Annotated in this window: 26 protein-coding genes and 1 pseudogene; 10 read left to right on the forward strand and 17 right to left on the reverse strand. The window is 62.4% G+C overall.

Annotated elements, in window-relative coordinates; translation table 11 throughout:
* Positions 1-314: 314 nt before the first annotated feature.
* The gene (gene cysS / locus NKH17_RS19190; protein ID WP_352480335.1) at positions 315-1,847 is read right to left on the reverse strand and encodes a cysteine--tRNA ligase; all 1,533 of its coding nucleotides are present in this window, start codon (positions 1,845-1,847) and stop codon (positions 315-317) included.
* Between the two features lie 418 nt (positions 1,848-2,265).
* Between cysS and NKH17_RS19195 the strand changes: the two genes are divergently transcribed.
* Positions 2,266-2,415 (forward strand): hypothetical protein, encoded by a 150-nt coding sequence (locus NKH17_RS19195; RefSeq protein WP_254820210.1) that lies wholly within the window; start codon positions 2,266-2,268, stop codon positions 2,413-2,415.
* Between the two features lie 57 nt (positions 2,416-2,472).
* Here the strand turns inward: NKH17_RS19195 and NKH17_RS19200 are convergent, their stop codons facing one another.
* Positions 2,473-3,234, reverse strand: coding sequence for an SOS response-associated peptidase (locus NKH17_RS19200; protein ID WP_352896941.1), 762 nt, complete (start codon positions 3,232-3,234; stop codon positions 2,473-2,475).
* 121 nt (positions 3,235-3,355) lie between these two features.
* Between NKH17_RS19200 and NKH17_RS19205 the strand changes: the two genes are divergently transcribed.
* From NKH17_RS19205 to NKH17_RS19220, 4 genes are all read left to right on the forward strand, one after another.
* A complete protein-coding gene (locus tag NKH17_RS19205; protein ID WP_254820209.1) occupies positions 3,356-3,781 on the forward strand; it encodes an NUDIX hydrolase in 426 nt (141 codons plus the stop codon).
* A 48-nt stretch (positions 3,782-3,829) separates the two neighbouring features.
* Positions 3,830-4,207, forward strand: coding sequence for a TIGR02301 family protein (locus tag NKH17_RS19210; protein WP_023677748.1), 378 nt, complete (start codon positions 3,830-3,832; stop codon positions 4,205-4,207).
* Positions 4,208-4,580: 373 nt separating this feature from the next.
* The gene (locus tag NKH17_RS19215; RefSeq protein WP_008874920.1) at positions 4,581-4,838 is read left to right on the forward strand and encodes a hypothetical protein; all 258 of its coding nucleotides are present in this window, start codon (positions 4,581-4,583) and stop codon (positions 4,836-4,838) included.
* 80 nt (positions 4,839-4,918) lie between these two features.
* Positions 4,919-5,722, forward strand: a complete 804-nt coding sequence (locus NKH17_RS19220) for a hypothetical protein (protein ID WP_352480334.1) — start codon at positions 4,919-4,921, stop codon at positions 5,720-5,722.
* 33 nt (positions 5,723-5,755) lie between these two features.
* Here NKH17_RS19220 and NKH17_RS19225 read toward each other — a convergent pair whose 3' ends face one another.
* A complete protein-coding gene (locus NKH17_RS19225) occupies positions 5,756-7,087 on the reverse strand; it encodes a dihydroorotase (RefSeq protein ID WP_352480333.1) in 1,332 nt (443 codons plus the stop codon).
* Positions 7,088-7,170: 83 nt separating this feature from the next.
* Between NKH17_RS19225 and ygfZ the strand changes: the two genes are divergently transcribed.
* The 3 genes from ygfZ to NKH17_RS19240 all read left to right on the forward strand — a co-directional run bounded on the left by ygfZ (position 7,171) and on the right by NKH17_RS19240 (position 10,866).
* Complete coding sequence (gene ygfZ, locus NKH17_RS19230) at positions 7,171-8,031, forward strand: CAF17-like 4Fe-4S cluster assembly/insertion protein YgfZ (protein ID WP_352896880.1); 861 nt, start codon at positions 7,171-7,173, stop codon at positions 8,029-8,031.
* Entirely contained in the window at positions 8,031-8,663 is a 633-nt protein-coding gene (locus NKH17_RS19235) for an HD domain-containing protein (RefSeq protein ID WP_023677753.1), read from the forward strand. Before ygfZ ends, NKH17_RS19235 begins: the two co-directional genes overlap by 1 nt.
* Positions 8,664-8,727: 64 nt before the next feature.
* On the forward strand, positions 8,728-10,866 hold the full coding sequence (locus NKH17_RS19240) for a putative bifunctional diguanylate cyclase/phosphodiesterase (protein ID WP_352480331.1): 2,139 nt from the start codon (positions 8,728-8,730) through the stop codon (positions 10,864-10,866).
* 129 nt (positions 10,867-10,995) lie between these two features.
* On the opposite strand, the gene NKH17_RS19245 is transcribed toward NKH17_RS19240, so the two are convergent.
* The 12 genes and pseudogenes from NKH17_RS19245 to NKH17_RS19295 all read right to left on the reverse strand — a co-directional run bounded on the left by NKH17_RS19245 (position 10,996) and on the right by NKH17_RS19295 (position 21,043).
* Complete coding sequence (locus NKH17_RS19245) at positions 10,996-11,268, reverse strand: DUF3303 domain-containing protein (protein ID WP_254820204.1); 273 nt, start codon at positions 11,266-11,268, stop codon at positions 10,996-10,998.
* Positions 11,269-11,290: 22 nt separating this feature from the next.
* Positions 11,291-12,754, reverse strand: a complete 1,464-nt coding sequence (locus tag NKH17_RS19250; RefSeq protein WP_254820203.1) for a RimK family ATP-grasp domain-containing protein — start codon at positions 12,752-12,754, stop codon at positions 11,291-11,293.
* A complete protein-coding gene (locus NKH17_RS19255; RefSeq protein WP_254820202.1) occupies positions 12,751-13,857 on the reverse strand; it encodes a peptidase C39 family protein in 1,107 nt (368 codons plus the stop codon). Before NKH17_RS19255 ends, NKH17_RS19250 begins: the two co-directional genes overlap by 4 nt.
* A 208-nt stretch (positions 13,858-14,065) precedes the next feature.
* Complete coding sequence (locus NKH17_RS19260) at positions 14,066-14,857, reverse strand: anti-sigma factor family protein (protein WP_352480330.1); 792 nt, start codon at positions 14,855-14,857, stop codon at positions 14,066-14,068.
* Positions 14,854-15,372 carry a sigma-70 family RNA polymerase sigma factor gene (locus NKH17_RS19265; protein ID WP_254820200.1) on the reverse strand — a complete coding sequence of 173 codons (519 nt, stop codon included), beginning with the start codon at positions 15,370-15,372 and terminating at the stop codon, positions 14,854-14,856. Before NKH17_RS19265 ends, NKH17_RS19260 begins: the two co-directional genes overlap by 4 nt.
* 197 nt (positions 15,373-15,569) lie before the next feature.
* Entirely contained in the window at positions 15,570-15,710 is a 141-nt protein-coding gene (locus tag NKH17_RS33445; RefSeq protein WP_502895551.1) for a hypothetical protein, read from the reverse strand.
* A gap of 44 nt (positions 15,711-15,754) precedes the next feature.
* Positions 15,755-15,811 (reverse strand): annotated as a pseudogene (locus NKH17_RS33450) (hypothetical protein); the annotation flags it as partial.
* A 42-nt stretch (positions 15,812-15,853) separates the two neighbouring features.
* Positions 15,854-16,750, reverse strand: a complete 897-nt coding sequence (locus tag NKH17_RS19275) for an ABC transporter substrate-binding protein (RefSeq protein ID WP_352896883.1) — start codon at positions 16,748-16,750, stop codon at positions 15,854-15,856.
* 40 nt (positions 16,751-16,790) lie between these two features.
* On the reverse strand, positions 16,791-19,490 hold the full coding sequence (locus NKH17_RS19280) for a DUF2339 domain-containing protein (RefSeq protein ID WP_352896885.1): 2,700 nt from the start codon (positions 19,488-19,490) through the stop codon (positions 16,791-16,793).
* An 84-nt stretch (positions 19,491-19,574) separates the two neighbouring features.
* On the reverse strand, positions 19,575-19,727 hold the full coding sequence (locus NKH17_RS19285) for a hotdog fold domain-containing protein (protein ID WP_254820198.1): 153 nt from the start codon (positions 19,725-19,727) through the stop codon (positions 19,575-19,577).
* A gap of 13 nt (positions 19,728-19,740) precedes the next feature.
* Positions 19,741-20,526, reverse strand: coding sequence for a DNA repair protein RecO (gene recO / locus NKH17_RS19290; protein ID WP_352480327.1), 786 nt, complete (start codon positions 20,524-20,526; stop codon positions 19,741-19,743).
* 115 nt (positions 20,527-20,641) lie between these two features.
* Complete coding sequence (locus NKH17_RS19295; RefSeq protein ID WP_352896943.1) at positions 20,642-21,043, reverse strand: porin; 402 nt, start codon at positions 21,041-21,043, stop codon at positions 20,642-20,644.
* A gap of 293 nt (positions 21,044-21,336) precedes the next feature.
* On the opposite strand from NKH17_RS19295, the gene NKH17_RS19300 reads away from it, so the two are divergent.
* Both NKH17_RS19300 and NKH17_RS19305 read left to right on the forward strand, forming a co-directional pair.
* Positions 21,337-22,140, forward strand: a complete 804-nt coding sequence (locus NKH17_RS19300) for a CPBP family intramembrane glutamic endopeptidase (RefSeq protein ID WP_352480326.1) — start codon at positions 21,337-21,339, stop codon at positions 22,138-22,140.
* 107 nt (positions 22,141-22,247) lie between these two features.
* Positions 22,248-23,759 (forward strand): winged helix-turn-helix domain-containing tetratricopeptide repeat protein, encoded by a 1,512-nt coding sequence (locus NKH17_RS19305; RefSeq protein ID WP_352896888.1) that lies wholly within the window; start codon positions 22,248-22,250, stop codon positions 23,757-23,759.
* Positions 23,760-23,805: 46 nt separating this feature from the next.
* Here the strand turns inward: NKH17_RS19305 and era are convergent, their stop codons facing one another.
* Positions 23,806-24,732, reverse strand: a complete 927-nt coding sequence (era, locus tag NKH17_RS19310; RefSeq protein WP_023677765.1) for a GTPase Era — start codon at positions 24,730-24,732, stop codon at positions 23,806-23,808.
* Positions 24,729-25,454: a ribonuclease III gene (gene rnc, locus NKH17_RS19315; protein WP_254820195.1), complete on the reverse strand. Its 726-nt coding sequence runs from the start codon at positions 25,452-25,454 to the stop codon at positions 24,729-24,731. The genes era and rnc overlap by 4 nt, the downstream gene beginning before the upstream one ends.
* Positions 25,455-25,456 lie beyond the last annotated feature (2 nt).

A 25,456-nucleotide genomic window follows, 5' to 3' on the forward strand; every position in this document is an offset into this window, starting at 1 on the left:
TTCGCTGACGCGATGGAACGAGGTCGTGACCCATCAAGCACCCTCGCCTTCGCGATTGGCGAAATCATCGACGACAGCCAATCTCCCCCCTTGCGGGGGAGATGTCCGGCAGGACAGAGGGGGGTACTGTCCCTCCGGCCTGTCAACCGATGGCAGCCACGCCCTCAAGCAGGTTCCGGGGTGCGAATGGGTTACGTCGAAAGTCGGCGATCCTTCCCACCCCCCTCTGTCCTGCCGGACATCTCCCCCGCAAGGGGGGAGATCGGCCATCACAAAAGCCTTCGCCAGCCTTGCACGCATTTCGACCTCCACCCTCACCGCTTTACCTCCCAGGTGGTGATGCGGGCGCCGGTGACCGGGTCCTTTCCGTCCTTCAATTGCACGCCTTGCGCCAGAAGCTCGTCGCGGATGCGGTCGGCCTCGGCCCAGTTCTTTTCGCGAATAAGACCGAGTCTTTCGTCTATACGCGCTCTGATACGATCCTTGGTGGGACCAACAGAGCCGTATGCGTCGAGGGTGTCGTCCTCCTCCGGAATGCTTGCGTGGGCGACGGCCTTGGTCTCAGTCACAGCTGGGACGCCACGTAAGAATTCATCTGGGGTGTGCTGCATAAGACCCAGAAGTTTTAGACCAGCCAAGACTCGGCCCGCATCATCCCCAGCTCCGTACTCAGATGAAGAAGCGGTGCGGAACGCATCGTATGTCTGCAAATCGTCGAGCAAATGCTCCAAAATTCGAGGTTCCGGTGTGGTTGGGTTCACGGGCCAGATTTCATCAAATCGACGGTAGAGTTTCGTAAGCAGCCTTTCCGCCTCTTCCAGCTTGCGCACGGAAAAGTCGATCGGCTCGCGATAATGCGTCATCAGCATCGCCAGCCTGAGCACCTCGCCCGGCCATTTGCGGCCGCCAAAGGTATCCGTCTCCAGCAATTCGGTGATCGAATAGAAATTGCCCAGGCTCTTGGACATCTTCTGCCCTTCGACCTGCAGGAAACCGTTGTGCATCCAAACCTTGGCCATCGTTTCGGTGCCGTGGGCGCAACGCGATTGCGCGATCTCGTTCTCGTGGTGCGGAAAGATCAGGTCGAGACCACCGCCATGGATGTCGAACACCTCGCCGAGATAGGCGGCCGACATCGCCGAGCACTCGATGTGCCAGCCCGGCCGACCCCTGCCCCACGGGCTGTCCCAGCCCGGCTCCTCGGGCGAAGACAATTTCCACAGCACGAAATCCTGCGGGTTCTTCTTATGCGCATCGACGGCGACGCGGGCGCCGGCCTGCTGCTCATCGAGATTGCGCTTCGACAACTGCCCATAATCCGGCATGGAAGCGGTGTCGAACAAGACTTCTCCAGCCGCGACATAGGCATGGCCGCGTTCGATCAAGCGTTGAATCAAGAAGATCATGTCGACTTTGCCGTCGGGCCTGGGCTCGACGAACTCGGTGGCGCGCGGCTCGACCGTCGGTTCCAGGCAACCGAGCGCCGCAACGTCCTTGTGGAACTGATCGGCGGTCTTTTCGGTGACCCGCCTGATCGCTTCGTTCAGCGACAGCTTGCCCGATGCAATTTCGCCGCCGAAATCGCGCAGCGCGCGAGCGTTGATCTTGTCGTCGACGTCCGTAATGTTGCGGACATAGGTGACGTGCGCTTCCCCGTAGAGATGGCGTAGCAAACGGAACAGCACGTCGAAGACGATCACCGGCCGCGCATTGCCGATATGGGCGAAGTCATAGACCGTCGGGCCGCAGACATACATGCGCACGTTGCGCGGATCGATCGGGAAGAAATCCTCCTTGCTCCGCGTTAGCGTATTGTAGAGGCGCAGGCTCTTCGATGCGTCAGACATACGTGCGTTCCCGGTGCGTTACTTTGGTTGAGCATGATCTTTGGGATCGTGCTCTGGATGAAGCCAGTTACGCCGAGGCGCAAATCGGGCTCCAGCCTGCTGGCCGGGGCGTTTGTCCAATCTTGGAGGAGATGAGGCGAAAACGTCCAGGACCAGCGCGAGGCTAGCCGATAATGCAAATGCCACAAATGGCGAAAGGCGTTTTCATGGCCGGCTTTATCGCCTTGCCCGGTGTTGCCGTCAAGTCGCTACCTTCGCCAAAAATATCGTTGGATCACAGGAAATGCGGCACTGAAACATTTTATTAAACATGTCGGCACTGTCATGAAACATTCGCCGGCTAGATCAGCAAGCGTCACGATTTGGTCGGATTCGGCCAGCAAACGCAGACACGAAGACGTTACTAGGGAAGAGAAGAATGCCCAAGCAGGAACCCAGCCGTGCCAAGCAACCGGCGCTCGCCAGCTATTACCGAGCGATCGGCCCGGCAGCAATCGTCGCCGCTCTTCTGCACACCGCGAAGAAGAAGAAGCCGGCACAGAAGATCGTCTCGCCGCGCGCTGCCTGAGAATGCGGTCGGGTGAAGATTGAGGCGCTCACGGCGAGCCAGTAACAGTAGCTTTTGCTAAAATAAACTCATCTGATTGTCGTTCGCGCCGGACTTCTGGCGCTTGACCTTCTCGAGCTCAGGCTCGATGACCCCCTTCTCGTGAATCTCCGGCCCGGTATTGGCGACCTTATTGACGAGGTCGGAAACCGGGATCGCCTCGAAGAAATCGGGCTGGGCGGGTCTCAGCAGATCGGCCACGTCGCGCGGCTCGAGCGTACGGCAATCCAGCCAGCGTGCGAAATCCTCGGGATGGATCACTACCGGCATGCGGTCGTGGATATGGGCAGTATCGGCGTTGGCGTGGGCGGTCAGAATGGCGCCGGTGTCCATTTCCGAGCCGCCCGGCTCGGCATAGGTCTCAATCAGCCCGGCGAAGGCGACAAGCCCGCCCTGTCTTGGCCGCACCCAATAGGGCTGCCCTCTTCTGCCACCGGTCTGGTGCCATTCGTAGAATCCCGAAGCCGGCACCAGGGCGCGGCGATGGCGCATGGCAGCGCGAAACGACACCTTTTCCGAAGCCCCCTCGGAACGCGCGTTGAACAGCAGCGGGAAGTTACGCGTATCCTTCACCCAAGCAGGGATCAGGCCCCAGCGCACCAGAATCGAGCGGCGGTCGGGCAGGTTCGAGCCCGGCGCCTGCGTCAATCCGGCGAGCGCCATCAGCACCGGCTGCGTCGGCGCGATATTGTAGCGGGCCGGAAACTCCTCAAGTTCCGCCAGGCCGAGAAAGGCGGCGGTCTGGTCCGGAGTGGCTGTCAAAGCAAAGCGTCCGCACATGAATTCAGCTTTCGATTGGTGGCGTATGAAAGTGGCCATGGAACCTGCCTTTCGCAACCGCTAAAGCTGTTCGCCGACGGTCGGTCCACAACGGGCTGTGCCAATCGAGCGATCCGGAGCCATGGAAGCACGCAAGATCATTCCGGCAGTCTCGGCCTGCGTCGTGCGCGAGAACACGGTGCTGCTGGTCAAGCGGGCCAGGCCGCCCTCGCAAGGCCTCTATGCCTTTCCCGGCGGCAAGGTCGAAGCCGGCGAGACGCTGGAACAGGCAGCACGGCGCGAATTGCTGGAAGAGACCGGATTGCAGGCGCGCAGCTACCGGCCGCTGCGGGAAATCCACATCGACGGCAGCGGGGACGGACATCCGGTCGACTACTGGCTGACGGTGTTTGGGGCCGATTATGCCGGCGGCGAGGCGGTTGCCAGCGACGACGCCGAAACCGCGGCTTTCTATACGCTGGCCGAAATGATGGCGATGCCGCTCGCCGATGCAGTGTTTGAAATTGCCGACGATCTACTCGGTCCCAAAAAAGACGGCGAGACGTGAGCCAGAGAATCGCCTTGCAGGCGACAAATTGTTCCAGCACAAAGCCTCATGAGCCGCACGTCTTCGTTTCTCGCCGCATGCCTCGCCGTCAGTGTGGTCGTCGGTGCGCGCCCGGCGATTGCCGCCGAAGCACCGTTCGAGCCCGGGCTGATGCGGCTGGCGGAAGTGCTCGGCTCGCTGCATTTCCTGCGTAATCTGTGTGGCGAGAAGGGCGATCGGTGGCGAGCCGAGATGGAAAAACTGATCGCATCGGAAAATCCGAACCCGGAGCGGCGCGCCCGCTTCATCGCCAGCTTCAACCGCGGCTACCGGTCGTTCGGCGGCACTTATACGCAATGCACCGCCTCGGCGACGGAAGCCATCAGCCGCTACATGAAGGAAGGCGAGACGCTGTCTCGCGACATCGCTTCGCGCTACGGAAACTGACGACGGCAGCCGCTTTCCGGAAAAGCCGCATCAAGGGTCGGCGCCGTCGCGGTGGACGCGTTCGACACTTCCCCGCTTGCCTCGACTGAGGTCTTGGTGCAAACCTAATGTTGCACTTTTGCAACTATGTTAACGAAACGTTAGCGCGCAGATGTGAAATTAACTCAAACTGAAGGTTTCCGTCCCCTTGGCCGACCTAATCGGCTAAGTTTGAGACGGATCGGATGCAGGTTTGCTAGACGCGACGGAATTTGTAGACAGCGACCAAAAAAATGTCGCATTTACAGATACTTACTTGCGCCTGCGTGTAAAAGGGACAACTCAAGCTTGATCCCTGTCCAACGGATCACCGCTTGAAAGGGTGGACATCGCAATGGAACATGGCGTCAACGACATCGACGCGCTGGTCAGGGAAGAAAAGCGCCTGACTGCCGTGGAAAGCCACAGCGAAGCCTGGGCAGAAGGATTGTCGGCGGGGATCGAGCCTGAAATCATCGCCGAGGCAGCCCTCGAAACGGCATTCGGCGAAATGCTGCGCGCCAATGGCGAGACCTCGGCGCTTGCCCTGCTCGATCGCATGCGTGAAAAGGTGATTGCCGGGGCCTTCGAGCCCGAAAGACTGCGGCACTGATCCCGGTTCTTTGACGACGGCGCGCCGCCGGACATCATGTCCGGGCACATGGATGGGCTGGAACCAGGGAGTAGCAGGCGGTGAATTTTTCGATATCAGGCAAGCCACGCGGCCTGGTCCTCGGCATTTGGCTTACTGCTTCCTGCGCCACAATTCCCCTTGCACTGTTTCTTGCGAGCAGTCCCGCTCACGCCCTCAGCGAGATCAAACGCGAAGACCTGCCCTCGCCGGTGACGCCGCCGCCGGACGGCGACATGTCGCCGTCTGGAAGTACCGTCCCGATGCCCGGCCCACTCGGCACGGTACCACCTCCAGCCCGCCAGCCGACTCCGTCCGAGGAGCCAGAGCAAACCGAACCGAAAGGGCCAACGGACGATGGCGGGATGGCCAATCCGCATGTCGATCCGGACGCGCCTGTGCCCGAAGTCGTCTACGACCTGGCCAAGTTGCCGGAACCGGTGAGGCGCATGCACGATCTGATCGTCGAGGCGTGCAAAAGCGGCGACATCGAAAAGCTTCGGCCGCTGATCGGCACGGGAGACATGATGACCCAATTGTCGCTGGGTGACATCGAGGGCGACCCGATCGCCTTCCTGAAGGGCCTTTCGGGCGATACGGAAGGCCAGGAGATCCTCGCCATCCTGGAAGAGGTGCTCAGTGCCGGTTATGTCCATGTCGATGCCGGCACGCCGCAGGATCTCTATGTCTGGCCCTATTTCTTCGCCCTGCCGCTGGACAAACTCGATGCCAGGCAGCGGGTCGAGCTGTTCAAGATCGTCACCGCCAGCGACTATGACGATATGAAGCAGTTCGGTGCGTACATCTTCTATCGAGTCGGCATCACGCCGACCGGACAATGGACGTTCTTCGTTGCTGGGGATTGAGTGGCTTAGCCTGGCCCTTATGAGGCAGGGAGCTTAGCCCGCCAACGCCTCGCAAAACTCCACCGCCCTGCCCTGGCTCGGCGCGACGATCTCGCCTTCCCACATCACGCGCCGGCCGCGAACGATGGTGCCGACCGGCCAGCCGGTCACCTGCCTGCCGTCATAAGGCGTCCAGCCGGCCTTGGAGCCTTGCTGGGCGTTGGCGATGGTCTCGCGGCGCTTCAGATCGACGATGGTCAGATCGGCATCGTAGCCGGCGGCAATACGGCCTTTCCTGGCGATGCCGAAAATACGCTGCGGGCCGTGGCTGGTCAGGTCGACAAAGCGCTGCAAGGTCAGCCGGCCGGCGTTGAGATGGTCCAGCATGATCGGCACCAAAGTCTGCACGCCGGTCATACCGGACGGCGACGCCGGATAAGGTTTTGCCTTCTCGGCCAGCGTGTGCGGCGCATGGTCGGAGCCGAGGACATCGACAACGCCTTGCGCAATGCCCTGCCAGATCCCCTCGCGATGACGCGTGGCGCGCACCGGCGGGTTCATCTGGATCAACGTACCGAGCTGCGCATAGTCATCGGCGCTCAGCGTCAAATGATGCGGCGTCGCCTCGCAGGTCGCGACATCCTTATGCTGTTCGAGGAAGCCTATCTCCTCGGCGGTCGAGATGTGCAGCACATGGATCCGGGCGCGAACCTGGCGCGCGATACGCACAAGGCGCTCTGTGCAGCGCAATGCAGCGATCTCGTCGCGCCACACCGGATGTGAGGACGGATCGCCCGCGATACGCTCGCCAAGCCGCTCGCGCAGCCGGAACTCGTCCTCGGAATGAAAGGCGGCGCGGCGGCGTGTGTTCCTCAGGATCGAGGCAACGCCTTCGTCGTCCTCGACCAGCAGGTCGCCGGTGGACGAGCCCATGAACACTTTTATGCCGGCCGCACCCGGCAGCCGCTCGAGATCGCCAACGTCTTTTGCATTGTCGCGGGTCCCGCCGACCCAGAAGGCAAAGTCGCAATGCATGCGGCCGGTGGCACGCCGCACCTTGTCGACAAGGGTTGTCTCGCTGGTGGTCAGCGGATTGGTGTTCGGCATCTCGAAGACGGCGGTGACGCCGCCAAGCACCGCTGCGCGGGAGCCCGTCTCCAAATCTTCCTTGTGCTCCAGTCCCGGCTCGCGGAAATGCACCTGACTGTCGACGACGCCCGGCAGGATATGGAGCCCGTGGCAGTCGATCGTCTCGCCCGCCGATGCCTGGCGGAGGTCGCCGATGGCAGCGATGCGCCCACCATTGATACCGACGTCGCGAAAACCCTCGCCGTCGTGATTGACCACGGTGCCGCCTGTCAGGATGAGATCGTAGAGGGGGGCCATGCGGATCCGGTCTCTTGCGGGGGAAGTGCCAGCGGCTTACGTAATGACCGATAGTTTTGCAAGATCAGGCTCGTTTTCCCACCATGCCCTTTGCCTCGCTCAGAGATCGCGCACTCGTTTCCGTATCCGGACCGGATGCCGAACACTTTTTGCAGAACATCCTGACCACCGACCTAGACGCGCTCGGCCGCGGCGAAGCAAAGCCCGGCGCCTTACTGACGCCGCAAGGCAAGATCCTTTTCGACTTCCTGATCTCGCGCGCTGACGAAAATATTTTCCGGCTCGAATGCCGTGCTGAGACCATCGATGACTTCATGCGCCGGCTGACGCTCTACAAGTTGCGCGCCAAAGTCGAAATTGCCAAGGCAGATCAGTCGGTTGTGACCGTCGTATGGGAAAGCCATTCAACTGCCTCGCAATTTGAATCCGCACCGTTTGCCGATGCGCGGTTTGTCGATGCTATCGTCACGCGCTTCTATGGTGGCGCCGCAGACAGCGGCGACCTTGCCGCATGGCAAGCCTTTCGCATCGCCAATGGCATTGCCGAAAGCGGCAGCGACTATCAGCTCGGCGACGCGTTTCCGCATGATGTGCTGCTCGACGAGATCGGTGGCGTCGGCTTCAAGAAAGGCTGCTACGTCGGCCAGGAGGTCGTCTCGCGCATGCAGCATCGCGGCACTGCCAGGCGCCGGGTGTTGATCGTCTCGGCCGAACGCCCCCTGCCCACTTCGCGCGCAGAGTTGGCCGTGGCGGGGCGACCAGTCGGCACGCTTGGCTCGACCGCCGGCACGACAGGCCTTGCCATTGCCCGCATCGACCGGGTCAAGGCAGCGCTCGACGCCGGCCTGCCGATCCTGGCTGACGACGTCGCCGTGTCGCTCGCCATCCCGTCCTGGGCGAAATTCAGCTTTCCGCAGGAAGCCGTTGGCGCGGAGGACGCCTGATGGCGGCCGACCGCGCCGGGGCGCCGCCGCGTGCCTGGCAACGTATGCTGTCCGGCCGCCGGCTCGACCTGCTCGATCCCTCGCCGCTCGACATCGAGATCTCCGATATTGCCCATGGCCTTGCCCGCGTCGCACGCTGGAACGGCCAGACCAGAGGCGATCACGCCTTTTCGGTCGCCCAGCATTCACTGCTGGTCGAAACACTTGTCGGCGAACTGATGCCGGATGCCGACGCCGACGCGCGGTTGGCGGCGCTGCTGCACGACGCGCCGGAATACGTCATCGGCGATATGATCTCGCCGTTCAAATCCGTGATGGGCGGCAGCTACAGGGATTGCGAGATCAGGCTGCAGCGTGCCATCCATCTGCGCTTTTCACTGCCTGCCGAACTCGACGCGGGGCTGCGCAAGGAAATCAAGCGAGCGGATCAGATCGCCGCTTATTTCGAAGCAACGCTGCTTGCGGGTTTTTCGACGGCGGAGGCGACCGAGTTCTTCGGCAGGCCGCGCGGTTTCAACGCCGAGCGCTTCGATGTCACGCCGCGCTCGGTGACCTGGGCGCAGAATGCCTTTCTCAAACGGTTTGCGGCAATCGAAAAGTCGCGACGCCAGACTGCCGTTCCAGCCGGCTGAAAACGGTAAATTAACCGGCAGGGACAACAGTGCCGTGGTTAACCATGGTCCATAGGCTTGCCTCATGCCCGTTGCCGGTATCAAGGCTGGTTCATCCGTCCGCCGACGGAGGGCCAAAGGCGTTGGTCTGCCGCGACGGATCGAAGACGAGCTACGCGAACAGAACGAGCGTTTTTCGGCAGCGATCGAGAACATGTCGCATGGCCTGTGCATGTTCGATGCCGATGAGCGGATGATCATCTGCAACAGGAACTACATCAGCATCTTTCGCCTCGACGCCGAAGTGGTGCGGCCCGGCATCCGGTTTTTCGACATCCTCCAGCACAGCGTGGATATCGGCATCGCCTCGCAAAGCGCCGAGCAACTCTATGCCATCCGCAAGCCCTATATCGACCAGGCAAAACCTTCCACCTATGAGGAAACGCTTGCAGACGGGCGCATCGTCAACATTTCGCACCGGCCGCTGGCGTCAGGTGGCTGGGTCTCGATCTACGAGGACATCACCGAGCAACGGCGCGCCGAGCAGGAGTTGAAAGAGCAGCACCGCCGTTTCGACGCAGCACTTGCCAACATGTCGCAAGGCCTTTTGATGTACGATGCGGACGGCAAGCTGATCGTGCGCAACGAACGTTTCCTGGAACTTTATCATGTCAGGCCCGCCGACTTCCCGCTTGGCATGAGCCACCGTGATGCGTTCAAGCGGCTGCTGGAACTGGGCATTTATACAAAGCTCGACCCCGACAGCGAAATCTCGCAAATCGAAGCCTGCCTGCGGGCGGGGAAAACACACATAACGCATCGTCATCTCGCCGACGGCAGGACGCTGTTGGTTGCGCGCCGGCCGATGAGCGGCGGCGGCTGGGTCGCGACGTTCGACGACGTCACCGAGCGCAGGCGTGTGGAAGAGCGCATGACCCATCTTGCGCACCACGACACACTGACCAACCTGCCCAATCGCTCGATGCTTCGCGAACGGCTCGACCAAGCCCTGAGCGAGACGAGAGACGGATCGCTGGCGATATTCTCGCTCGACCTCGATCACTTCAAGGCAGTCAATGATACTTGGGGTCACCCCGCCGGCGACTGGCTGCTGAAATGCGTGGCCGAACGGCTGCAACGGTGCCTGCGCAATGAAACGGACGTTGTCTCCCGCTTCGGCGGCGACGAATTCGTCATCATCCTGTTCAATCTCAAAAGCCCGGGCGACGCGGAAAAGCTGGCCAAACGCATAGTCGAGATCATCGGAAAGCCGTTTCGCGACAAGAGACACGACATGCGTGTCGGCATCAGTCTCGGCATCGCGCTGTTTCCGAATGACGGCAAGGACGCCGAGACTTTGCTGAAAAATGCCGATATGGCGCTCTATCGGGCAAAGAGCGAAGGGCGCAACCTCTACCGCTTCTTCGAACCGGCCATGGACGCGATGGTGCGGGCCCGCCGGGCGCTCGAAATCGATCTCAGGGCAGCGCTGTCGCGCCGCGAATTCGAGCTGGATTTCCAGCCGATCATGAACATCGCCTCCGGCGAAATCGTCGGTGCCGAAGCCTTGATGCGCTGGCGATCGCCGGTGCGCGGCCTGGTGCGGCCGGACGACTTCATTCCGGCCGCCGAGGAGACCGGGCTGATCGTGCCGCTCGGAGAATGGGCGCTGCGAAAAGCCTGCACGACCGCGGCAGGCTGGGCGGCTTGGCGCATCGCAGTCAATGTCTCCGCCGTGCAGATCAAAAGCGGTACCTTTGCCCGCAGCGTCATTTCGGCACTGGCGTTCTCGGGCGTGCCGGCCAACCGACTTGAACTGGAAATCACCGAAACGGTGCTGATGGACGAGAGCGATCTGGTGCTCAAGACACTCAGGCAGCTACGCGATCTGGGCGTCCGCATCGCGCTGGACGATTTCGGCACCGGCTATTCCTCGCTGGGCTATCTCAGGCGCTTTCCCGTCGACAAGATCAAGATCGATCGCTCGTTCACCCGTGACATCGACAGTCGCGATACCGCGGCGATCGTGCGCACCATCATCGGGCTTGGCGCACAGCTGGGCATCACCGTCACCGCCGAAGGTGTCGAGACCGAAGCGCAGCTTGAATTCCTGCAAAAGGAGGGTTGTGTCGAGGCCCAGGGCTATTTGATCGGCGTGCCGTCAAAGGCGTCGGACATCAATCGGCTGCTGAGGTCGAGCGCGACGATCCGGCAGTCCGGCTAAGTGCGACAGTCTCGCGGAAGCGCGGGCAACCGGCTTGGATCTCCTTGAGATGACGCTCGATTCGCGTGTTAATTCCTTGATAGAGAAGGCGGAATTCAGGTGTGGCGAACCAGGAGGTTCCTTGCCGGGTCAGAGGTGCCCGCTCAATGCCTCAACCATATCCTTGTTCGTCGCCACAGGAACAATCTCGAATTCGACCAGATCGGCCCATTCGATGACCCACCGCTGCAGGAGCGTGATGTCATCGGCCTCCACCAGCAGGAAGCAGCGGCTCATATCCGCTGCGATCCAGCTGTGGTGCACGAGAAGCGCGTCCGGCTTCAGGCGGCCCTGGTCGCGGAAACGGCGGTAGATCTCCTTGCGGTCGCAGCCGCGAAAATCCTCGGTTACGAAGAACAGCATCTTTTTCCCCTCAGTTCGGATATTATCGCCCCGGCCGGTCCAGCCGCTCCAGGAACCACTGCGTCAGCCGCACCCAGACCTCGTCCTTTTCGCCAGAGTCTTCCCAGCCGTGGTCGAGGTTGGGGTTGTCGTTGACCTCGATGACGAAGACGCCGTCCCTGGTTTCCTTGAGGTCGACGCCGTAGAGGCCGTCGCCGATGCAACGCGCCGCGCTCACCGCCGTCTCGACGACATGGGCCGGCGCTTCCTTCAGGGTGAAGGTCTTGATGCCGCCCTGATCGGGCTTGCCGTTGGCCTTATGATTGACGATCTGCCAATGTTTCTTGGCCATCAGATAATGGACGGCAAACAAGGGTTGGCCGCCGAGGACACCGACGCGCCAGTCATATTCCGTCGGAATGAATTTTTGCGCGATCAGGAGGTCGGAATCCTCCAGCCATTCGGTTGCAAGCGACTTCAACTCTTCGAAAGTGCCGCATTTCTTGACGCCGCGCGAAAACGAGGAGTCCGGGATCTTCAGCACCAGCGGGAAGCCCAGCGTCTGCGCCGCAAGTTCCAGGTCCGAGGTGCCGGCTATCATCACCGTTGGCGGCACCGGTACCTTGTTGTAGGTCATCAGCTCGTTGAGATAGACCTTGTTGGTGCAGCGGATCATCGACAGCGGATCGTCGATGACCGGCATGCCTTCCTGCTGGGCGCGGCGGGCAAAGCGGTAGGTGTGGTTGGAGATCGAGGTGGTCTCGCGGATGAACAGCGCGTCGTAGTTGGCGAGCTTGGCCAGATCCCGCTTGGTGATCGGCTCGATTTCGACGCCCATCTTTTCAGCGATCTTGGCCCAGTGGCGCAGCGACGAAATCTCCGACGGTGGCAGTTCCTCATGCGGATCGACCAGAGTGGCGAAAGTGTAGCGCGCCGGCGTGCGGCCCTTGGTGTCGCGCCACTCGCGGTTGGTGTAGGTCTCCAGGCACTGGAGAAAGTGCGTTTCCTCGTCCTCGGTCATCCTGGCCAGGGGATGGAACCCGATCTTGCGGATCGAGGCCCATTCGGCGCTGTCCCTGATGTGGACCTCGAGCGCCGGGGCACGGAACCAGTCGAACAGAAGTTTTGCGAAGCGGTCCCAGATCCTGGATGGTCCGATGCCGAAGAAGATGCAGACCTTCTGGGGAAAAGCGCCACCCAGGTCCTTGCGGCACTTGTTGAGTGCGAGTTCGAGTTCCGGCAACGCGTGCTCATAGAGCTTGCGCTCCGACAGGTCGATCATCGTTTCGACCGTCGGGATGACCTTATGGCCGCGCGAACCAGCAAGCAGCGACGCGTAATAGCCGCGGCTCTGGTAGCCGTAATTGTTCGACAGGTTGATGACCTTCGGCCGCTGACCGCGAAACAGTGCCGGATGGGCAAGGTAGTCGCGATTGGTGATGATCTTGTGCGGCGTCGCCACTTGGTCGAGATCGTTCTGCCGGCCGGTAAGGATGACCCAGGTCATTGGCTATCGCGCTTTCCGAGAGTGATGGCGGCGCGCAATCCGTCGCGGCCGAATTGCGCCATGTTCATGAAGATGCCGTAAGGCACGGGAATGTTGGCAGCATCGAGGATCGTCTCCTGCCGCTCGTCCTCGACCCAGGGGTCGTGGATCAGGATATGATCGCCGTCGTCACCGATGGCCAATACCCAGTGCGGAACCTTCTTGCCGAACATCAGGAAGCCGCTGATCAGGACCAGCACCAGTTTTCCCTCTGCGATCGCGGTGCGAATGTCGTCAAGCCCGAATGAACGGTAATTCACCGGGATGCTGTAAAGTTCCGCGCGGCGGCGAAAGTCGACCTGCGCCAGCTCCATGACGCGGCGCTTGTCCTCGCTGCGCACCGACTGCAGGAACAGCGCGCCGTAGAAGGAGACATAGATCTCAGCAGCAAGCCCGCTCTCATAGCCGGCGACGGCAAGCCCGAACGGTTCGCAGCCGCCCGGCCCCGACATCATGAAAACGGTCGTCGCCTCACGCCACAGCCTGATTTCCATCACCGGATCCGGCACGAATCCGGGGCCGAAGTAAGCCATCGCCATCATCAGGCAGCATGGTCCGCAAGTGAATTCGCAAGTTTGCTGATAAAACGGCACTTCGGTGGCCACCGGAATGTCGCCGCGCAAGGTCTTTTCATAGCGCAGCGCCGTGGCGCCATCCTCGTAATAGTCCGGCTCGCGGCCGATCTTGCGGTAGCCGCTCTGCTCGTAGATCTGGATCGCGCGCGGGTTGTCCTCGCGGACTTCCAAACGAAGCATCATGCGGCCGTGCTCGAAAGCGGCGGCCTCGGCCTCTTCCAGCAGCAGCCGGCCAACGCCACGGCCGCCGAAAAATGGACCAACGGCGATCGAATAAAGCCTCGCGACGCCGCTGCCCTTGCGAAACAGCACGACTGCATAGCCGGCGACGCGGCCATCGCTTTCGCCAACCAGCAGCTCGGCGGTGTCGCGTTCGATCAGTTGGCGAAAGGAGCGGCGAGAAATGCGATCGCTCGAGAAAACGGCTTTTTCGATGGCGGCGAGGTCATCGACGTCGGACGCGCGGGCCTTGCGAATCTCGGCAGGCATGCGGGCTCAGAAAACCTCGATTGGGTTGTGGAAACGGCCCTAGTCTAAACATCGGTCACACCAGCCGAAGTGCCAGCATTCAGCAAGCGCTATCGCACCTCGATTAGGGCCGAATTGTGACAGTTTTGACGGCAGGCAGGTCGCGCAAAGGCTTTGAACGACCTCCGTGTTTAGGCAACGGCGCGGCTCCGGAAGAGCGAGAGCCTGCTCAGCTTTGCAAGCCCGCCAAAAGCTGGCTATAGGCGCTCTTGGCCACTGCGGCCAGTTGCTCGCGCGGCAGCGAGCCGACGACGGCGCAGCCATAACCCTTGTCCAGCCAATAGACGGCCTCAGGACCATCGTCCTCCCCATAGGTGCCCTTGGCCTTGGCTGCCGATTCGGCGGTGACGAAGAGCGATATGCGCTCGCCCTTGACGTCCTCGTAAAGCAGCATCGCGGCCTTGCCCTGGCCGGCGGGCAGCAGCCGGCCACCGACCAGTTGGAATCCTTGCGCCGCCAGATCCGGCGCGACGAGCTTCAGACCCACCTGGTTCGACAACCAACTCTGCAAATGATCCTTGTCGCTTGCCGGCACTTCCACCGCATGCCGCGTTTCGGCGGCATAGATGACGTGGGCGGCGATCGCCTCTTCGGCAAGCTGGTCCTCGGCGGTATTTTCCAGGCCGAGGCGGCCGATGCCGGCAAGGTAGCCGCCAGCACCGCCAATCGCCAGGATGGCGGCAGCGGCGGCCGCAAGCCACCAACGCGAGCGCGACGGCGATACTCTGACCACCGGCGCCTCGCCAAGCACCACCTTGCTCAACCGCACCGGCACGGGTTCGTCCAGCACGCCATTAAAGGCTGCGCGCAACGCTTCCCGGTCGGCGGCGTAGCGTGCGCTCTTGGCCTTCATCTCGGCATTGGCCTCGAGCCATGCCTCATAGGCCGTCCGCTCGTCGCCCGGCAACTCGCCATCGAGAGCCATGTGGATGTCGCGTTCGGAGAAATCGCGCCGGCTCATTTCTCAACGATCCTTATCGAGCGGCGGCGCGCGGTATCATCCAGCAGCGCTCGCAGTTCGTCACGTCCGCGCGCGATGCGCGACATCAAAGTGCCGGCGGGCACTCCAAGGATGTTGGCGGCTTCGGCATAGGAAAACCCTTCGATGGCGACCATCACAAGTGCCGCGCGCCGGTCAGGGCTGATCGCCTGCAGCGCGTCGACGATCTCGCGCGAGGCGATGCTCTCGACCTGCTCGGCGGGTGCTGCCTGCGCCTCGCTTGTCTCGAGCGGCAGCATCGCCGCCTCGCCGCGCCGGTTCACCTTGCGCATCTGGTCGATGAACAAATGGTGCATGATCGTAAACAGCCACCTCCTGGGGCTTTCTCCTGTCTGCCAATTGTCGAGCCGCACAAGCGCCCGCTCGAGACAATCCTGGACGAGATCGTCGGCGGAATCGCGGTCGCGCAACAGCGAGCGTGCATAGCGGCGCAGACGCGGTATTTCACCCAGGATTGCTGCCTTCTTTTCGTCCATGACCGCTGGTTCTGGAGCCCCTGTCCGTGGTGATTGAACGCGCCTTTGCAGCGCGGCGCAAGCGGCCAGCGCGAAGCGGTCCGCCGCCCCGGTCACCCAAGCAACTGAATAACGCTGCCGGTGGCAGGTTTATTCCCGGGTTGCATCCGAAAGTTGAAAGAAATGCGTGGTGACGAATAGCGGCGCGTCGACAAACGTCAGTCTTCCCGCATCTCGGCTGTGAATTTCTTCATATCGAAGTCAGGATTGGGCAGGCCCATCCTCACCGCCTCGGCTTGCAGCCTGGCAATCCGGTCGCGAAGCGACACATTGGTGCGACTGCGTTCGAGTTCGTGCAAAGCGCGGTCCGCACCGCCTCCGTTTTGCTTGGAGCGTCCGTCTGGCGCTGCAACATAGTCGCTGAAGCATCCACTTCGGGGCCTCGTATATAGAGTGCCATTTGATCCTATGTCTCCCTTGCTGCGGGTCAGCGGCCGCAGTACTATTCAATCACACGCACCGCTCTATTTACTATATTTGAAGGCACCGTTCGACCGAGCTTTCTCGCGGTCTGCAAGTTCACCACCAATTCGTGCTGGGACAAAGTCTGAATTGGTATGTCGCGGGGGCTCTTGCCATCAAGAATCTTCTTCGCGCACAGCGCCATGTGATATGTTGCGCTTCGCAAGCTGGTGCCGTAGCAGAACAGACCTCCCGCATCGATCTGCTCCCGCGCGAAGATGGTTGGCAAGCGACGCGCAAGGGCAAGCTCCGCGATTCTTGCGCGGAGTGCTGCAATGATCGGCTCCTCGAGGACGATGAGCGCTTCGACCAGCTCGCGATCCATCGCTGCAAAAGCGCCGTCAAGATCGGGCTGAGGCCCTATAATGCGGAGAACCTGCGGGTTCAGCCCAAATTCTTGTATTGCCCCAGCATTGGAGGCTGACAGGCAATCGGACACCCCCTGATCGCTCAAGATCGCGATGCGGGAGAGCGCTGGTAAGACGGCTCGCAACAACTCGACATGCGTCCGCGCCTGGTTTGGATCGAAGCTGGTTACTCCTGTCATGTTGCCGCCGGGCTTCTCCAGGCTTGCGGCGAGGCCATCACTGACCGGATCGACGACGACAGAATAAACGACGGGGAGCTCCGTTGTCGCCTTTTGGACCGCACGCGCGGTCACCGCCCCGATCACGGCGATAAGGTCGACGTTCAGCCTAACCAGTTCCGTCGCCAGGGTGGGAAGCCTGCCCAAATCACCATTGGCCGATCGCTGCTCAAACCGAATGCTCCGGCCTTCGGCAAATCCCAGTTCTCTCAGCCCCTCCTTGAAGCCTTCGATTGGTCCCCCAGGGCCTGCCGTGATGATGCCGATCGTAGCTATGTCGTTTATGAGCAACGCGCTGTCCTCCAGGCTGGACCTTCTTGCAGTGGACGACCTAATTTACCTCTCTCGCCGCCCTTGTCAGCAGCCGCTGATAAAACAGGCCGATGCCGATGAGCACCGCGCCGAGGCCGATGAAGGACAGCGCCCGCAACACGCCTTCCAGTTCCGACATGTCGAAGATGAAGACTTTGAGCACGGCGATCGAGATCAGCGCTGCCGACGCTATGCGCAGCACCTGGGACTTCAGCCAGACACCGGCGGTGAGCAGCACCACGCCGATTACCAGCCACAGTGCCGAATAGGTATAGGTCTCAAGCTGGCCGAGACCGCTCCACAGCCCGATGAACTCACCCTTGAACAGGCGCCTGACCGACAGCGTGGCATAGGCAAAAGCGAGCACCGCCGCCACCACCGCCAGCATCGCCGCATACCATTGCGGCCGCTTGTCACGGCAATGGAGTGCCAGTGCGCCTGCCGCGACCGCCGGCAAGAGGTAGGCGAGGAACAGAAGGTTGAACACCGGAATGCTGCCGGTCGATTCATCGGTCAGCAACGGGTTCAACGCCAGAAAATGCTGGAGGACGATGAAGGCGAACGAGACCACGCCCGCTGCAATCGAGCCGTAACGCAGCACCTGACTTGGCGAGCGCATGTCGATAGCGACCAGGATGGCACCGGCACCGATGGCGATCAGCGTGTAGATCGCCTGTTCGGCCAGCGTCGCAGCAGCCGTATCGATGACGCCGCCATGCATGGCATGGCGCACCAGCATGGCGACGGTGAGCAGGCAAAACAGCGCGGCGCCGGCCTCCATGGCAAGGCGCGGTCGGCCATTGGTGGTTCGGGCAAGCTGCCAGGCGGCAAAACCGAAAGCGAGCGCCGGCACCCCATATCCAAGCAGCAGCCAGTTGAACACCGGCGTCTTCGACAGGAACTCGGCACCGACGATGGTCGGGTCGAAGGCAGCGCGACCAAGCACTGCAATCACCGCACCAACGGAAATCCATCCAAGCACCGGATAGCTACGCCAGCGCGTCGCCAGCGCTGGCACGGCGGCGGCTGCTCCGAGCAGGATGGTTGTCCAGCCCGAACCAAAGGCCATGTGCAGCATCAGCAGGCCGGCAATCGCCGCCCCGCCGAGCGCGAAGGAGACGGCAGCGCCGCCGGTCAGCGGCGGCGCTTCGCCGCGTGCTATCCATTCGCCGCCGGCAGCGAAGACCCCGACCAATACGGCTGCAACCGCCGCATAAGCAAGGTCACGGTCGAGATTGCCGAAGGTAGACCAGAGCGCCAGCAGGATGACCAGTGGCGCGACAGCGCTCCAGGCCGCCCACGTGGCGGCGCGCAGCCAGCCATGGGCCGCAAAACGGCGCGCTGCCCAAAAGCCGATGCCGATGAAGACCAGGCCGAGAACGATGCCGACCCTGAGCATCAAGGCATCGGACGCCACAACCGGCATGCCGTCGACGCCAAGAGCGCCGCCCGAAAAATCGGAAGCGATCGTGGTCGGCGGAATGATGCCGAGATAGACCAGCACAGTCGCCAGCCCGGCGGCGTGCAGCAGTGCCAGCGCCCGCGGCCGATAGAGCGCCACCGCCACCAGGGCTGCGACAAGGGCGGCACCCGGCAATGCACCGCGGATGGCGGCGAAGGCCGGATCGACGAACAGGGCCAGCGCCGAAAGCCCGACGAAGAAGCCCGGCGCGATCGACGGCCAATCGAAGCCGCTGCCGGCGACCGCTTCGTCGCGGCGGCCAAGCCAGACGAAGGCGAGCACGGCCAGTGTCACCCCGTCGATAAAAAGGATGACGGAAAGGTTCGTCCCCGGTGCTTCGGTCATGTAGAAGATGGTCCAGATGCCGGTGGCGACGAAGGCTGCGGCCATCAAAAGCCTCCAGTCGCGGATACGGGCGATGACGCCGGCGGTGACGAGCACGATCGCCAGATAGCCGAACAGCGCCCACGGATTGGGCGCCTGCGAGGCGACCAGCAGCGGCGTCACCATGGCACCGAGCAGGCCGACGCCGGCCAGCGCCTGACCGTGAACCAGGCTTGCCGCGATCGTCGCCACCCCGATGGCGCCGAGCAGCGTGAAAGCGAGCGTCGGGCCGATAAAGCCGTAAATGCTGTACGCGGCGTAGACGGTACCGAACAAAATGAAGGCGCCGGCCGCCGTCAGGATTGCCGGGATATAGGCACCGGCGGCACCTTGCACCGGCACCCTGAAGCCGGTGCGCCGGATGAACTCGCCGCCGGCGACCAGCACCAGCCCGAGTGCCGCCGCCATGGCGAGCCGCACGCGTGGCCCGAAAATGCCGGCCTCGATGGTGTAGCGGATCAGGAACAGGCCGCCCAGCGCCAGCGCGATGCCGCCGACCCAGACCGCCCAGCGAGTACCGAGAGCCGTTTCGACGTCGGACTGGCGAGCTGGCTTCGCCGCGGCCGCCGGTTGCGCCGACTCCGGCGCGGATGGCGCCGCGGTATCGGCCTCGGCCTCTGTGGCTGATGCGACCGCTGCGGTCCCTGGCGATGCCAGGTCGGCTGCGGCCGCAAGCGGTATTGCGGCATCCGCCGGTTTGCTGTCGTTTGCAGCCGGTTCCTTGGCTTGCGGCGGCAGCGCAGGCGTGCCCGAAAGCACAAGGCTGCGCAAGGCGCCAAGCTCGCGCTCGATCAGGCCGATACGGCTCTGCTGGCGTGAAATGATGACGAACAGCGCGATGATGGCGACGAGGCCAATCAGGCTTTCAAACATGGCGGTTCCCCCAAACCAGGCCAGTTGTCACTGACACTCAATGTTCAGTGACATTCAAATGCGGCGGCCAAACGGCCGGTCCATTCAACGTGCCACCAGATTGGCCGCCGGAAAGATCGAGCATGTTTCAGCGCCCAAAGCCAGCAGCTTGCCGTTGACATCCTTCAGCGCCGCTTCCGAAACCGCCAGCGTGCCGCCCTTGTGCCAAGGCCGAGCGGCGAAACGTTGCCGGGACAAGGTTCAACGTCGCTCATCTGGTGGTCTCCCCGGCGGTTTCTGCGGCGCTCGCCTTGCCGGATTCATGGCCGGGTGATTGATGCCTGCGCAAGGCGGCGAGAAACCCGGCGCGGGCGCCGGGAGGCTCGATGCCGCGCGGTTCGTAGACATGGCGGGTCAAAAAGAAGCCGGTCAGCCGGAAGGCGTCCTCGATCGCCGCCGGATCGGCGCGCAACCCGGAGCCGCGCTGCAGGAAGGCAGGCAGCGCCAGCATCTTGTCGCGCCACGGCGCGCCCGCCGCGCGCGACACGGCGCGGCCGGATTTCGGCGAGACATAGGCAAGGTCCTGCCTGGTGCCGGTCGCCGCACACTGGCTGAGATCGAGGCCAAAACCGAGTTCGTCGAGGACCAGCAGCTCGAAGCGGGCCACCAACTCGCCGGCGGCATCGGCATCGTCGAGATGAGCGATCATCACCGCAAGCGTCTCGTAAAGGCCGCCATGGGCGTCACGCTCGGGCAGAAGACGCAGATGTGCGGCCATCGTCTGCAGGCCGTAGACGGCAACGGCGCTGTCCATCAACCGGGCGGCGTTCATCTCGATCGCCTCGACCTGGAAGGTGCCGAGATGCTCGTCGAGCCGCGCCCGCCACAACAGGTCGACGCGATTGCCGGGCTGCAAGACCGGCTGCTGTTTGCGCGAACGGCCGCCGCGCACGAGGCCGAGATGGCGGCCATGCACGCGCGTCATCACCTCGAGAATGGCGCTGGTTTCGCCATGCTTGCGGGTGCCCAGAATGATTCCCTCGTCGCGCCATTCCATGACGAGAGCTTGTCACCGGTTGGATGGCGAAATCAAGATGAGCGACTTATCCGCCGCAAACCAAAACGGCCCGTAGCGTATCGCTACGGGCCGTTTCTGCGAGATCGTCGTTTGATCAGAACGAGCGCTGGAAGCGGAAGATGCCGCCGATCGCGTCGGCATCGTCGGCATCCAAATTGTCGTAATAATCGACTTCGGCGGTGATCGTGTAGCCAGGAACGATGGTGTAGGCGACATTGGCCGCAACAGCGAAGTCTTTGTCGTCGGTATAGGAGACCTGGGCGTTCAACGAGGTCTTCTTGTTGACGGCATAGCTGCCGCTGCCCCAGACGGCAAAGTTGCCCGCCCACGGCTTATAGAAGTTCTTCGCGACGTTGTCGTCGCTGCCGTAACCTGCCATCACGAACAGGGTCAGGTCAGTAATCGGCTTGACGTCGAGGCGAGCTTTGCCGGCCCATTCTTCCGACGTACTATTATGGCGCCGACCGCGGTGATCGCACCCCAGTCGCCCTTGTATTTAACGCCTATAGGCAGGGTGTATGACGGAGAGACGACGAACGGGAACGCTGGACGACCGCCGTGTCGGCAGGCGTTCCAACCGGTCTGACTGGCCGGTTCTGCATGAAATATCGGAAATTTCTCAGAACCCGCTCAGGATTTCGGGTAGCGCGGCTGCCAATAAGAAACGGGTCGACCGAGGTGGTCGGCGCATAGCCTCCCGGAATGTTTCGGCCGGCTGTTCAAGATGTAAGTCGACCGATTGGGCAGCCCGGCGACCTCTCATTGTCATCTGCCCGTGAGAGGCCCGACATGACTTCTTTCCTGCGCCTGGTGCGGCAGCATCAGTTGGCTGCCTTCTTTTCGTTGACGCTTGCCCTGACCTGGTTTGCCTTCATCCCATTCTACCTGTCGAATGGCGATAGCATTCCCTGGTTTACCTTCGGCCCGATGGTGTCCGGATTCGTCATCGCCGCTCTTTCCGGAGGCTGGGCTTCGGTCAAGGCCATTCTCGCTTCCATGGTGAAGTGGCGGGTATCTCCGCTATGGTATCTGGTGGCATTCGGCCTGCCATTGAGCACGCAGCTTGCCTCAATCCTGGTCAATCCGCTGTTCGGCTCGGCGACGCCGGCCTGGGGCAACATTCCAGCCGTCACTGAGATACTGCCGATCATCGCGCTCTATGCGGTCTTCAGCGGCCCGCTTGGCGAAGAGCCGGGATGGCGCGGCTTTGCGACACCGCGTCTGTTGACCAAGCATTCGGCGCTGGCCGGAAGCCTGATCCTCGGCGCGATCTGGGCGATCTGGCATTTTCCGCTCGGCCTGGTCGGCGATCTCAGCCTCTACGGCACGATCAACGTCGTGCTGGCGGCAGTGGTGTTCACCTGGCTCTATCAGAACACCGGCAGTGTGCTTCTCGCCATTCTTATGCATGTCACCCATCAGAACAGCGTGCGCTTCCTGGGCAAGGCGTTCATCGACGCCGACCATGTGCAGCAGCAATGGATTGGTGTTGCGATCTGGGCGGTGGCTGCGATCGCGATCGTTGCCGTCTACGGCACCGAGAGCTTCGTCCGCAGGCCGGCAACGCAGCCCGCCCTTGCTGGCGCCGTCTAATTTGCGGCGTCCAAATCCAAAGCGCCGCTTTCGGCGGCGACAGACCTTGACCCAGCCCTCCAGCCGTAGGCCAATACAGGCACGGCTGCAGGGAGCGGGCCGTTTCGATGGCGGTTTCGGCCACTGAGCAGGTTTTTCAGTTTGGCGGTTTCACGCTCGATCTGGGCAAAGGTACGCTCGGCCGGGCCGGACAGCCGGCCTTCCTGCGGCCGAAAGCCTACGCATTGCTGACGCATCTCGCCCGCCACATCGGCCGTGTGGTGCCGAAGTCGGAATTGATGGATGCGGTCTGGCCGGGTGTTTTCGTCACCGAGGATTCGCTGACGCAGTCGATTCGCGAGATCCGCAAGGTGCTCGGCGAGGAAACGATACGGACCGTATCGAAGCGCGGCTACATGCTGATCCCTGAAATCGAGCCGGTGCCCGAACTCGGCGCCCAGCCGATCGTGGCGGTGCTCAGATTCCGCAATGACGGCGCCGATCCGGCCGACGAAGCGATCGTCGATGGTATTGCCGAAGACATTATCAATGGCCTCGCCCGCTTCGGCACGTTGACGGTGCTGGCGCGCAACTCGAGCTTCTCGTTTGCGTCCTATTCGCCTGGCGAATGGCCTGTCGTGCGTTCGTGCATCGGCGCCGACTATGTCGTCGAGGGCTCGGTGCGGCGGCAGGCAGACAGCATCGTCTGTGCGGTCAATCTCGTTGACGCAGCCAGCGCTTCCCAGCTCTGGGGCGATCGCTACCAGGCCGATTACGCCGGGCTGTCCGCCATCCAGCAGGAGATCGTCGAAAAGATCGTCGGCCGGCTGGTGGTTCGGGTGAACAATGCCGGCCTGCAACGTGCCTCGCGGCAGCCGGTAGCCAGCCTCGCCGCCCATGAACTGGTGCTGCGCGGCGTCGCCTTGCTGCGCGATCCGGCGCAAAGCGAACTGAAACAAGCAGCAGCGTTTTTCGAGGCTGCTATCGTCAGGGACCCGGCCTATGGCCTCGCCTACACCTATCTGGCGCTGTCGCATGTGCTTAACAGCGAATTCGGACCGAGCAGCGACGCCGTGCTGACGAAGGCCCGCGACCTGGCCGACCGGGGCATCGCATTGTCGCCGGACCAGGCAACGGCACACCGCATCCAGTCGCTGGTGCGGCTCAATATGCGCGACCACGAGGCGGCCGAGCATCATTTGCGCATCGCGCTCGAGCTCAATCCGGGCGACGCAGACTGTATCGAGCAGATGGGGCATCTGTTGACGATGCGCGGCCGGCCGCTCGACGCGCTCGCCTGGCTGGCGCGCGCCATCCGCATCAACCCGCTGCATCCTCACTGGTATCAGTACGATCGCGCGCTCGCGCTATACATGCTGGGCGAATACCGCACGGCTGCCGAGGTGCTGGAGTTGGCGACGCGACCGACGCCGTGGATCCGCACCCGGCTTGCCGCCTGTTACGCTCAGTTCGGCGACATGCAAGCGGCAAGGCGCCAGGCTGCGCTGATCAACGCCGACGGCTCCGATTTCTCACCGCTCGACTATGCAAGAACGGGCATCCCGTTCGAAAACGCGTCCGACGCCGAGCATCTTGCCAACGGTGTGTCGTTGGCGCTTGGGGACCGCTCAGAATCCTGAGACGACCAACAGACAGCTCGACCGATCGGCCAAATCCTTGGATAGCTCAGTGCGGAAATTCGAGCCCCATCTCGCGGTAGCGCTCGGGATCGTCGCCCCAGTTCTCGCGCACCTTGACGAACAGGAAGAGGTGCACCTTCTGCTCGAGGATGCCTGCGATCTCCATACGCGCGGCCTGGCCGATGGCGCGGATCGTCTCGCCCTTATGGCCGAGCACGATCTTCTTCTGGCTGTCGCGCTCGACATAGATTGTCTGGTCGATGCGCACCGACCCGTCCTTCTTCTCTTCCCATTTCTCTGTCTCGATGTGGGAGGAATAAGGCAGTTCCTGATGTAGCCTGAGATAGAGCTTTTCGCGGGTGATCTCGGCTGCGAGCTGGCGCATCGGAAGGTCGGAGATCTGGTCTTCAGGGTAGTACCAGGGTCCGGCCGGCAGGGTCTCGGCGAGATAGTCGAGCAGGTCCTTGCAGCCGGACCCCGTCAGCGCCGAAACCATGAAGGTGCGCTTGAACGGCACCCTTTCGTTGGCTGCCGCCGACAATGCAAGCAACGTCTCGTGCTTGACCCGATCGACCTTGTTGAGGATCAACACCATCGGCTGCCGGACATCCTTCAGCCGCTCGAGGATGGCATCTGCATCGCCCCGGATGCCGCGCTCGGCATCGATCAAGAGCAGCACGATATCGGCGTCCTTGGCACCGCCCCAGGCTGTGGTCACCATCGCGGTGTCCAGCCGGCGCTTCGGCTTGAATATGCCCGGCGTGTCGACGAAGACGATCTGCGCGTTGTTGTGGGTGGCAATGCCGCGCACGATGGCGCGCGTGGTCTGCACCTTGTGTGTCACGATCGACACCTTGGCGCCGACCAATTGGTTGACCAGCGTCGATTTCCCCGCATTGGGCGCGCCAATCAGCGCGACGAAGCCGGAGCGGGTAGCGGGCGCTTCTGTTGCGGGAGCTTCGGTGGCGGTCATGCGGCACTCCCTTGATCGAGCCAGACGCCTTCCCGCTGCAGAAGTGCCGCGGCTGCAGCCTGCTCCGCTTCGCGCTTGGAGCGCCCGCTACCGGTCGCCGGCGGATAGGCGCCGACCTTCACACTGACGGTGAACAGCGGATCGTGGTCCGGTCCCTCGCGGCTGTCGATTATGTAAACCGGCACTGCGCTTGCCGCCTGATGCGCCCATTCCTGGAGTTCGGTTTTCGCATCGCGACGGGCGGCGTCAATGGCTTGCGAGCGCGGCTGCCAGTATCTGTGGATAAAGGCACGGGCCGCTTCCAACCCGCCGTCGAGATAGAGCACGGCGATCAGCGATTCCAATGCATCGGCGCGCAGATTGACGCGCTTGCGCCCATCGAGGCCGCGTACGTCCGAACCGGCGCGAATGAGTTCCGGCAGGCCGATCTCATCGGCGATTTCCGCCAGGGCCTCGGCGTTGACCAGGGCGTTCAGTCTGAGCGACAGCTCACCCTCGGCAGCGTCGGGAAATGCCGCCAGCAGCATATCGGCAACGACAAGGCCGAGAACGCGGTCGCCCAGGAATTCGAAACGTTCGTAGTCGACGCCGGCATGACTGCCGCGAGCGCTGGCATGGGTCAGCGCCCGCTGCAGGCGCTGGTGGTCGCCAAAACTGTGGCCGGTGCGCTCCTTGAGCGCCTCGGCGAGCGCATCGGCGGTCAGCCGTTTCGTCGCCGCCATGG

Source organism: Mesorhizobium sp. M1334 (assembly GCF_040317995.1).
Classification (GTDB): domain Bacteria; phylum Pseudomonadota; class Alphaproteobacteria; order Rhizobiales; family Rhizobiaceae; genus Mesorhizobium.

What these genes read in the sequence shown, in the direction of transcription:
- NKH17_RS19265 (WP_254820200.1), bottom strand. Translation starts at nt 15,372, where the DNA reads ATGGACGAAAAGAAGGCAGCAATCCTGGGTGAAATACCGCGTCTGCGC.
- NKH17_RS19205 (WP_254820209.1), top strand. Translation starts at nt 3,356, where the DNA reads ATGGAAGCACGCAAGATCATTCCGGCAGTCTCGGCCTGCGTCGTGCGC.
- NKH17_RS19245 (WP_254820204.1), bottom strand. Translation starts at nt 11,268, where the DNA reads ATGCTGTTCTTCGTAACCGAGGATTTTCGCGGCTGCGACCGCAAGGAG.
- NKH17_RS19200 (WP_352896941.1), bottom strand. Translation starts at nt 3,234, where the DNA reads ATGTGCGGACGCTTTGCTTTGACAGCCACTCCGGACCAGACCGCCGCC.
- NKH17_RS19240 (WP_352480331.1), top strand. Translation starts at nt 8,728, where the DNA reads ATGCCCGTTGCCGGTATCAAGGCTGGTTCATCCGTCCGCCGACGGAGG.
- NKH17_RS19195 (WP_254820210.1), top strand. Translation starts at nt 2,266, where the DNA reads ATGCCCAAGCAGGAACCCAGCCGTGCCAAGCAACCGGCGCTCGCCAGC.
- NKH17_RS19210 (WP_023677748.1), top strand. Translation starts at nt 3,830, where the DNA reads ATGAGCCGCACGTCTTCGTTTCTCGCCGCATGCCTCGCCGTCAGTGTG.
- cysS (WP_352480335.1), bottom strand. Translation starts at nt 1,847, where the DNA reads ATGTCTGACGCATCGAAGAGCCTGCGCCTCTACAATACGCTAACGCGG.
- NKH17_RS19260 (WP_352480330.1), bottom strand. Translation starts at nt 14,857, where the DNA reads ATGAGCCGGCGCGATTTCTCCGAACGCGACATCCACATGGCTCTCGAT.
- NKH17_RS19300 (WP_352480326.1), top strand. Translation starts at nt 21,337, where the DNA reads ATGACTTCTTTCCTGCGCCTGGTGCGGCAGCATCAGTTGGCTGCCTTC.
- era (WP_023677765.1), bottom strand. Translation starts at nt 24,732, where the DNA reads ATGACCGCCACCGAAGCTCCCGCAACAGAAGCGCCCGCTACCCGCTCC.
- NKH17_RS19235 (WP_023677753.1), top strand. Translation starts at nt 8,031, where the DNA reads ATGGCGGCCGACCGCGCCGGGGCGCCGCCGCGTGCCTGGCAACGTATG.
- NKH17_RS19255 (WP_254820202.1), bottom strand. Translation starts at nt 13,857, where the DNA reads ATGCCTGCCGAGATTCGCAAGGCCCGCGCGTCCGACGTCGATGACCTC.
- NKH17_RS19280 (WP_352896885.1), bottom strand. Translation starts at nt 19,490, where the DNA reads ATGTTTGAAAGCCTGATTGGCCTCGTCGCCATCATCGCGCTGTTCGTC.
- recO (WP_352480327.1), bottom strand. Translation starts at nt 20,526, where the DNA reads ATGGAATGGCGCGACGAGGGAATCATTCTGGGCACCCGCAAGCATGGC.
- NKH17_RS19305 (WP_352896888.1), top strand. Translation starts at nt 22,248, where the DNA reads ATGGCGGTTTCGGCCACTGAGCAGGTTTTTCAGTTTGGCGGTTTCACG.
- NKH17_RS19250 (WP_254820203.1), bottom strand. Translation starts at nt 12,754, where the DNA reads ATGACCTGGGTCATCCTTACCGGCCGGCAGAACGATCTCGACCAAGTG.
- rnc (WP_254820195.1), bottom strand. Translation starts at nt 25,454, where the DNA reads ATGGCGGCGACGAAACGGCTGACCGCCGATGCGCTCGCCGAGGCGCTC.
- ygfZ (WP_352896880.1), top strand. Translation starts at nt 7,171, where the DNA reads ATGCCCTTTGCCTCGCTCAGAGATCGCGCACTCGTTTCCGTATCCGGA.
- NKH17_RS19225 (WP_352480333.1), bottom strand. Translation starts at nt 7,087, where the DNA reads ATGGCCCCCCTCTACGATCTCATCCTGACAGGCGGCACCGTGGTCAAT.
- NKH17_RS19215 (WP_008874920.1), top strand. Translation starts at nt 4,581, where the DNA reads ATGGAACATGGCGTCAACGACATCGACGCGCTGGTCAGGGAAGAAAAG.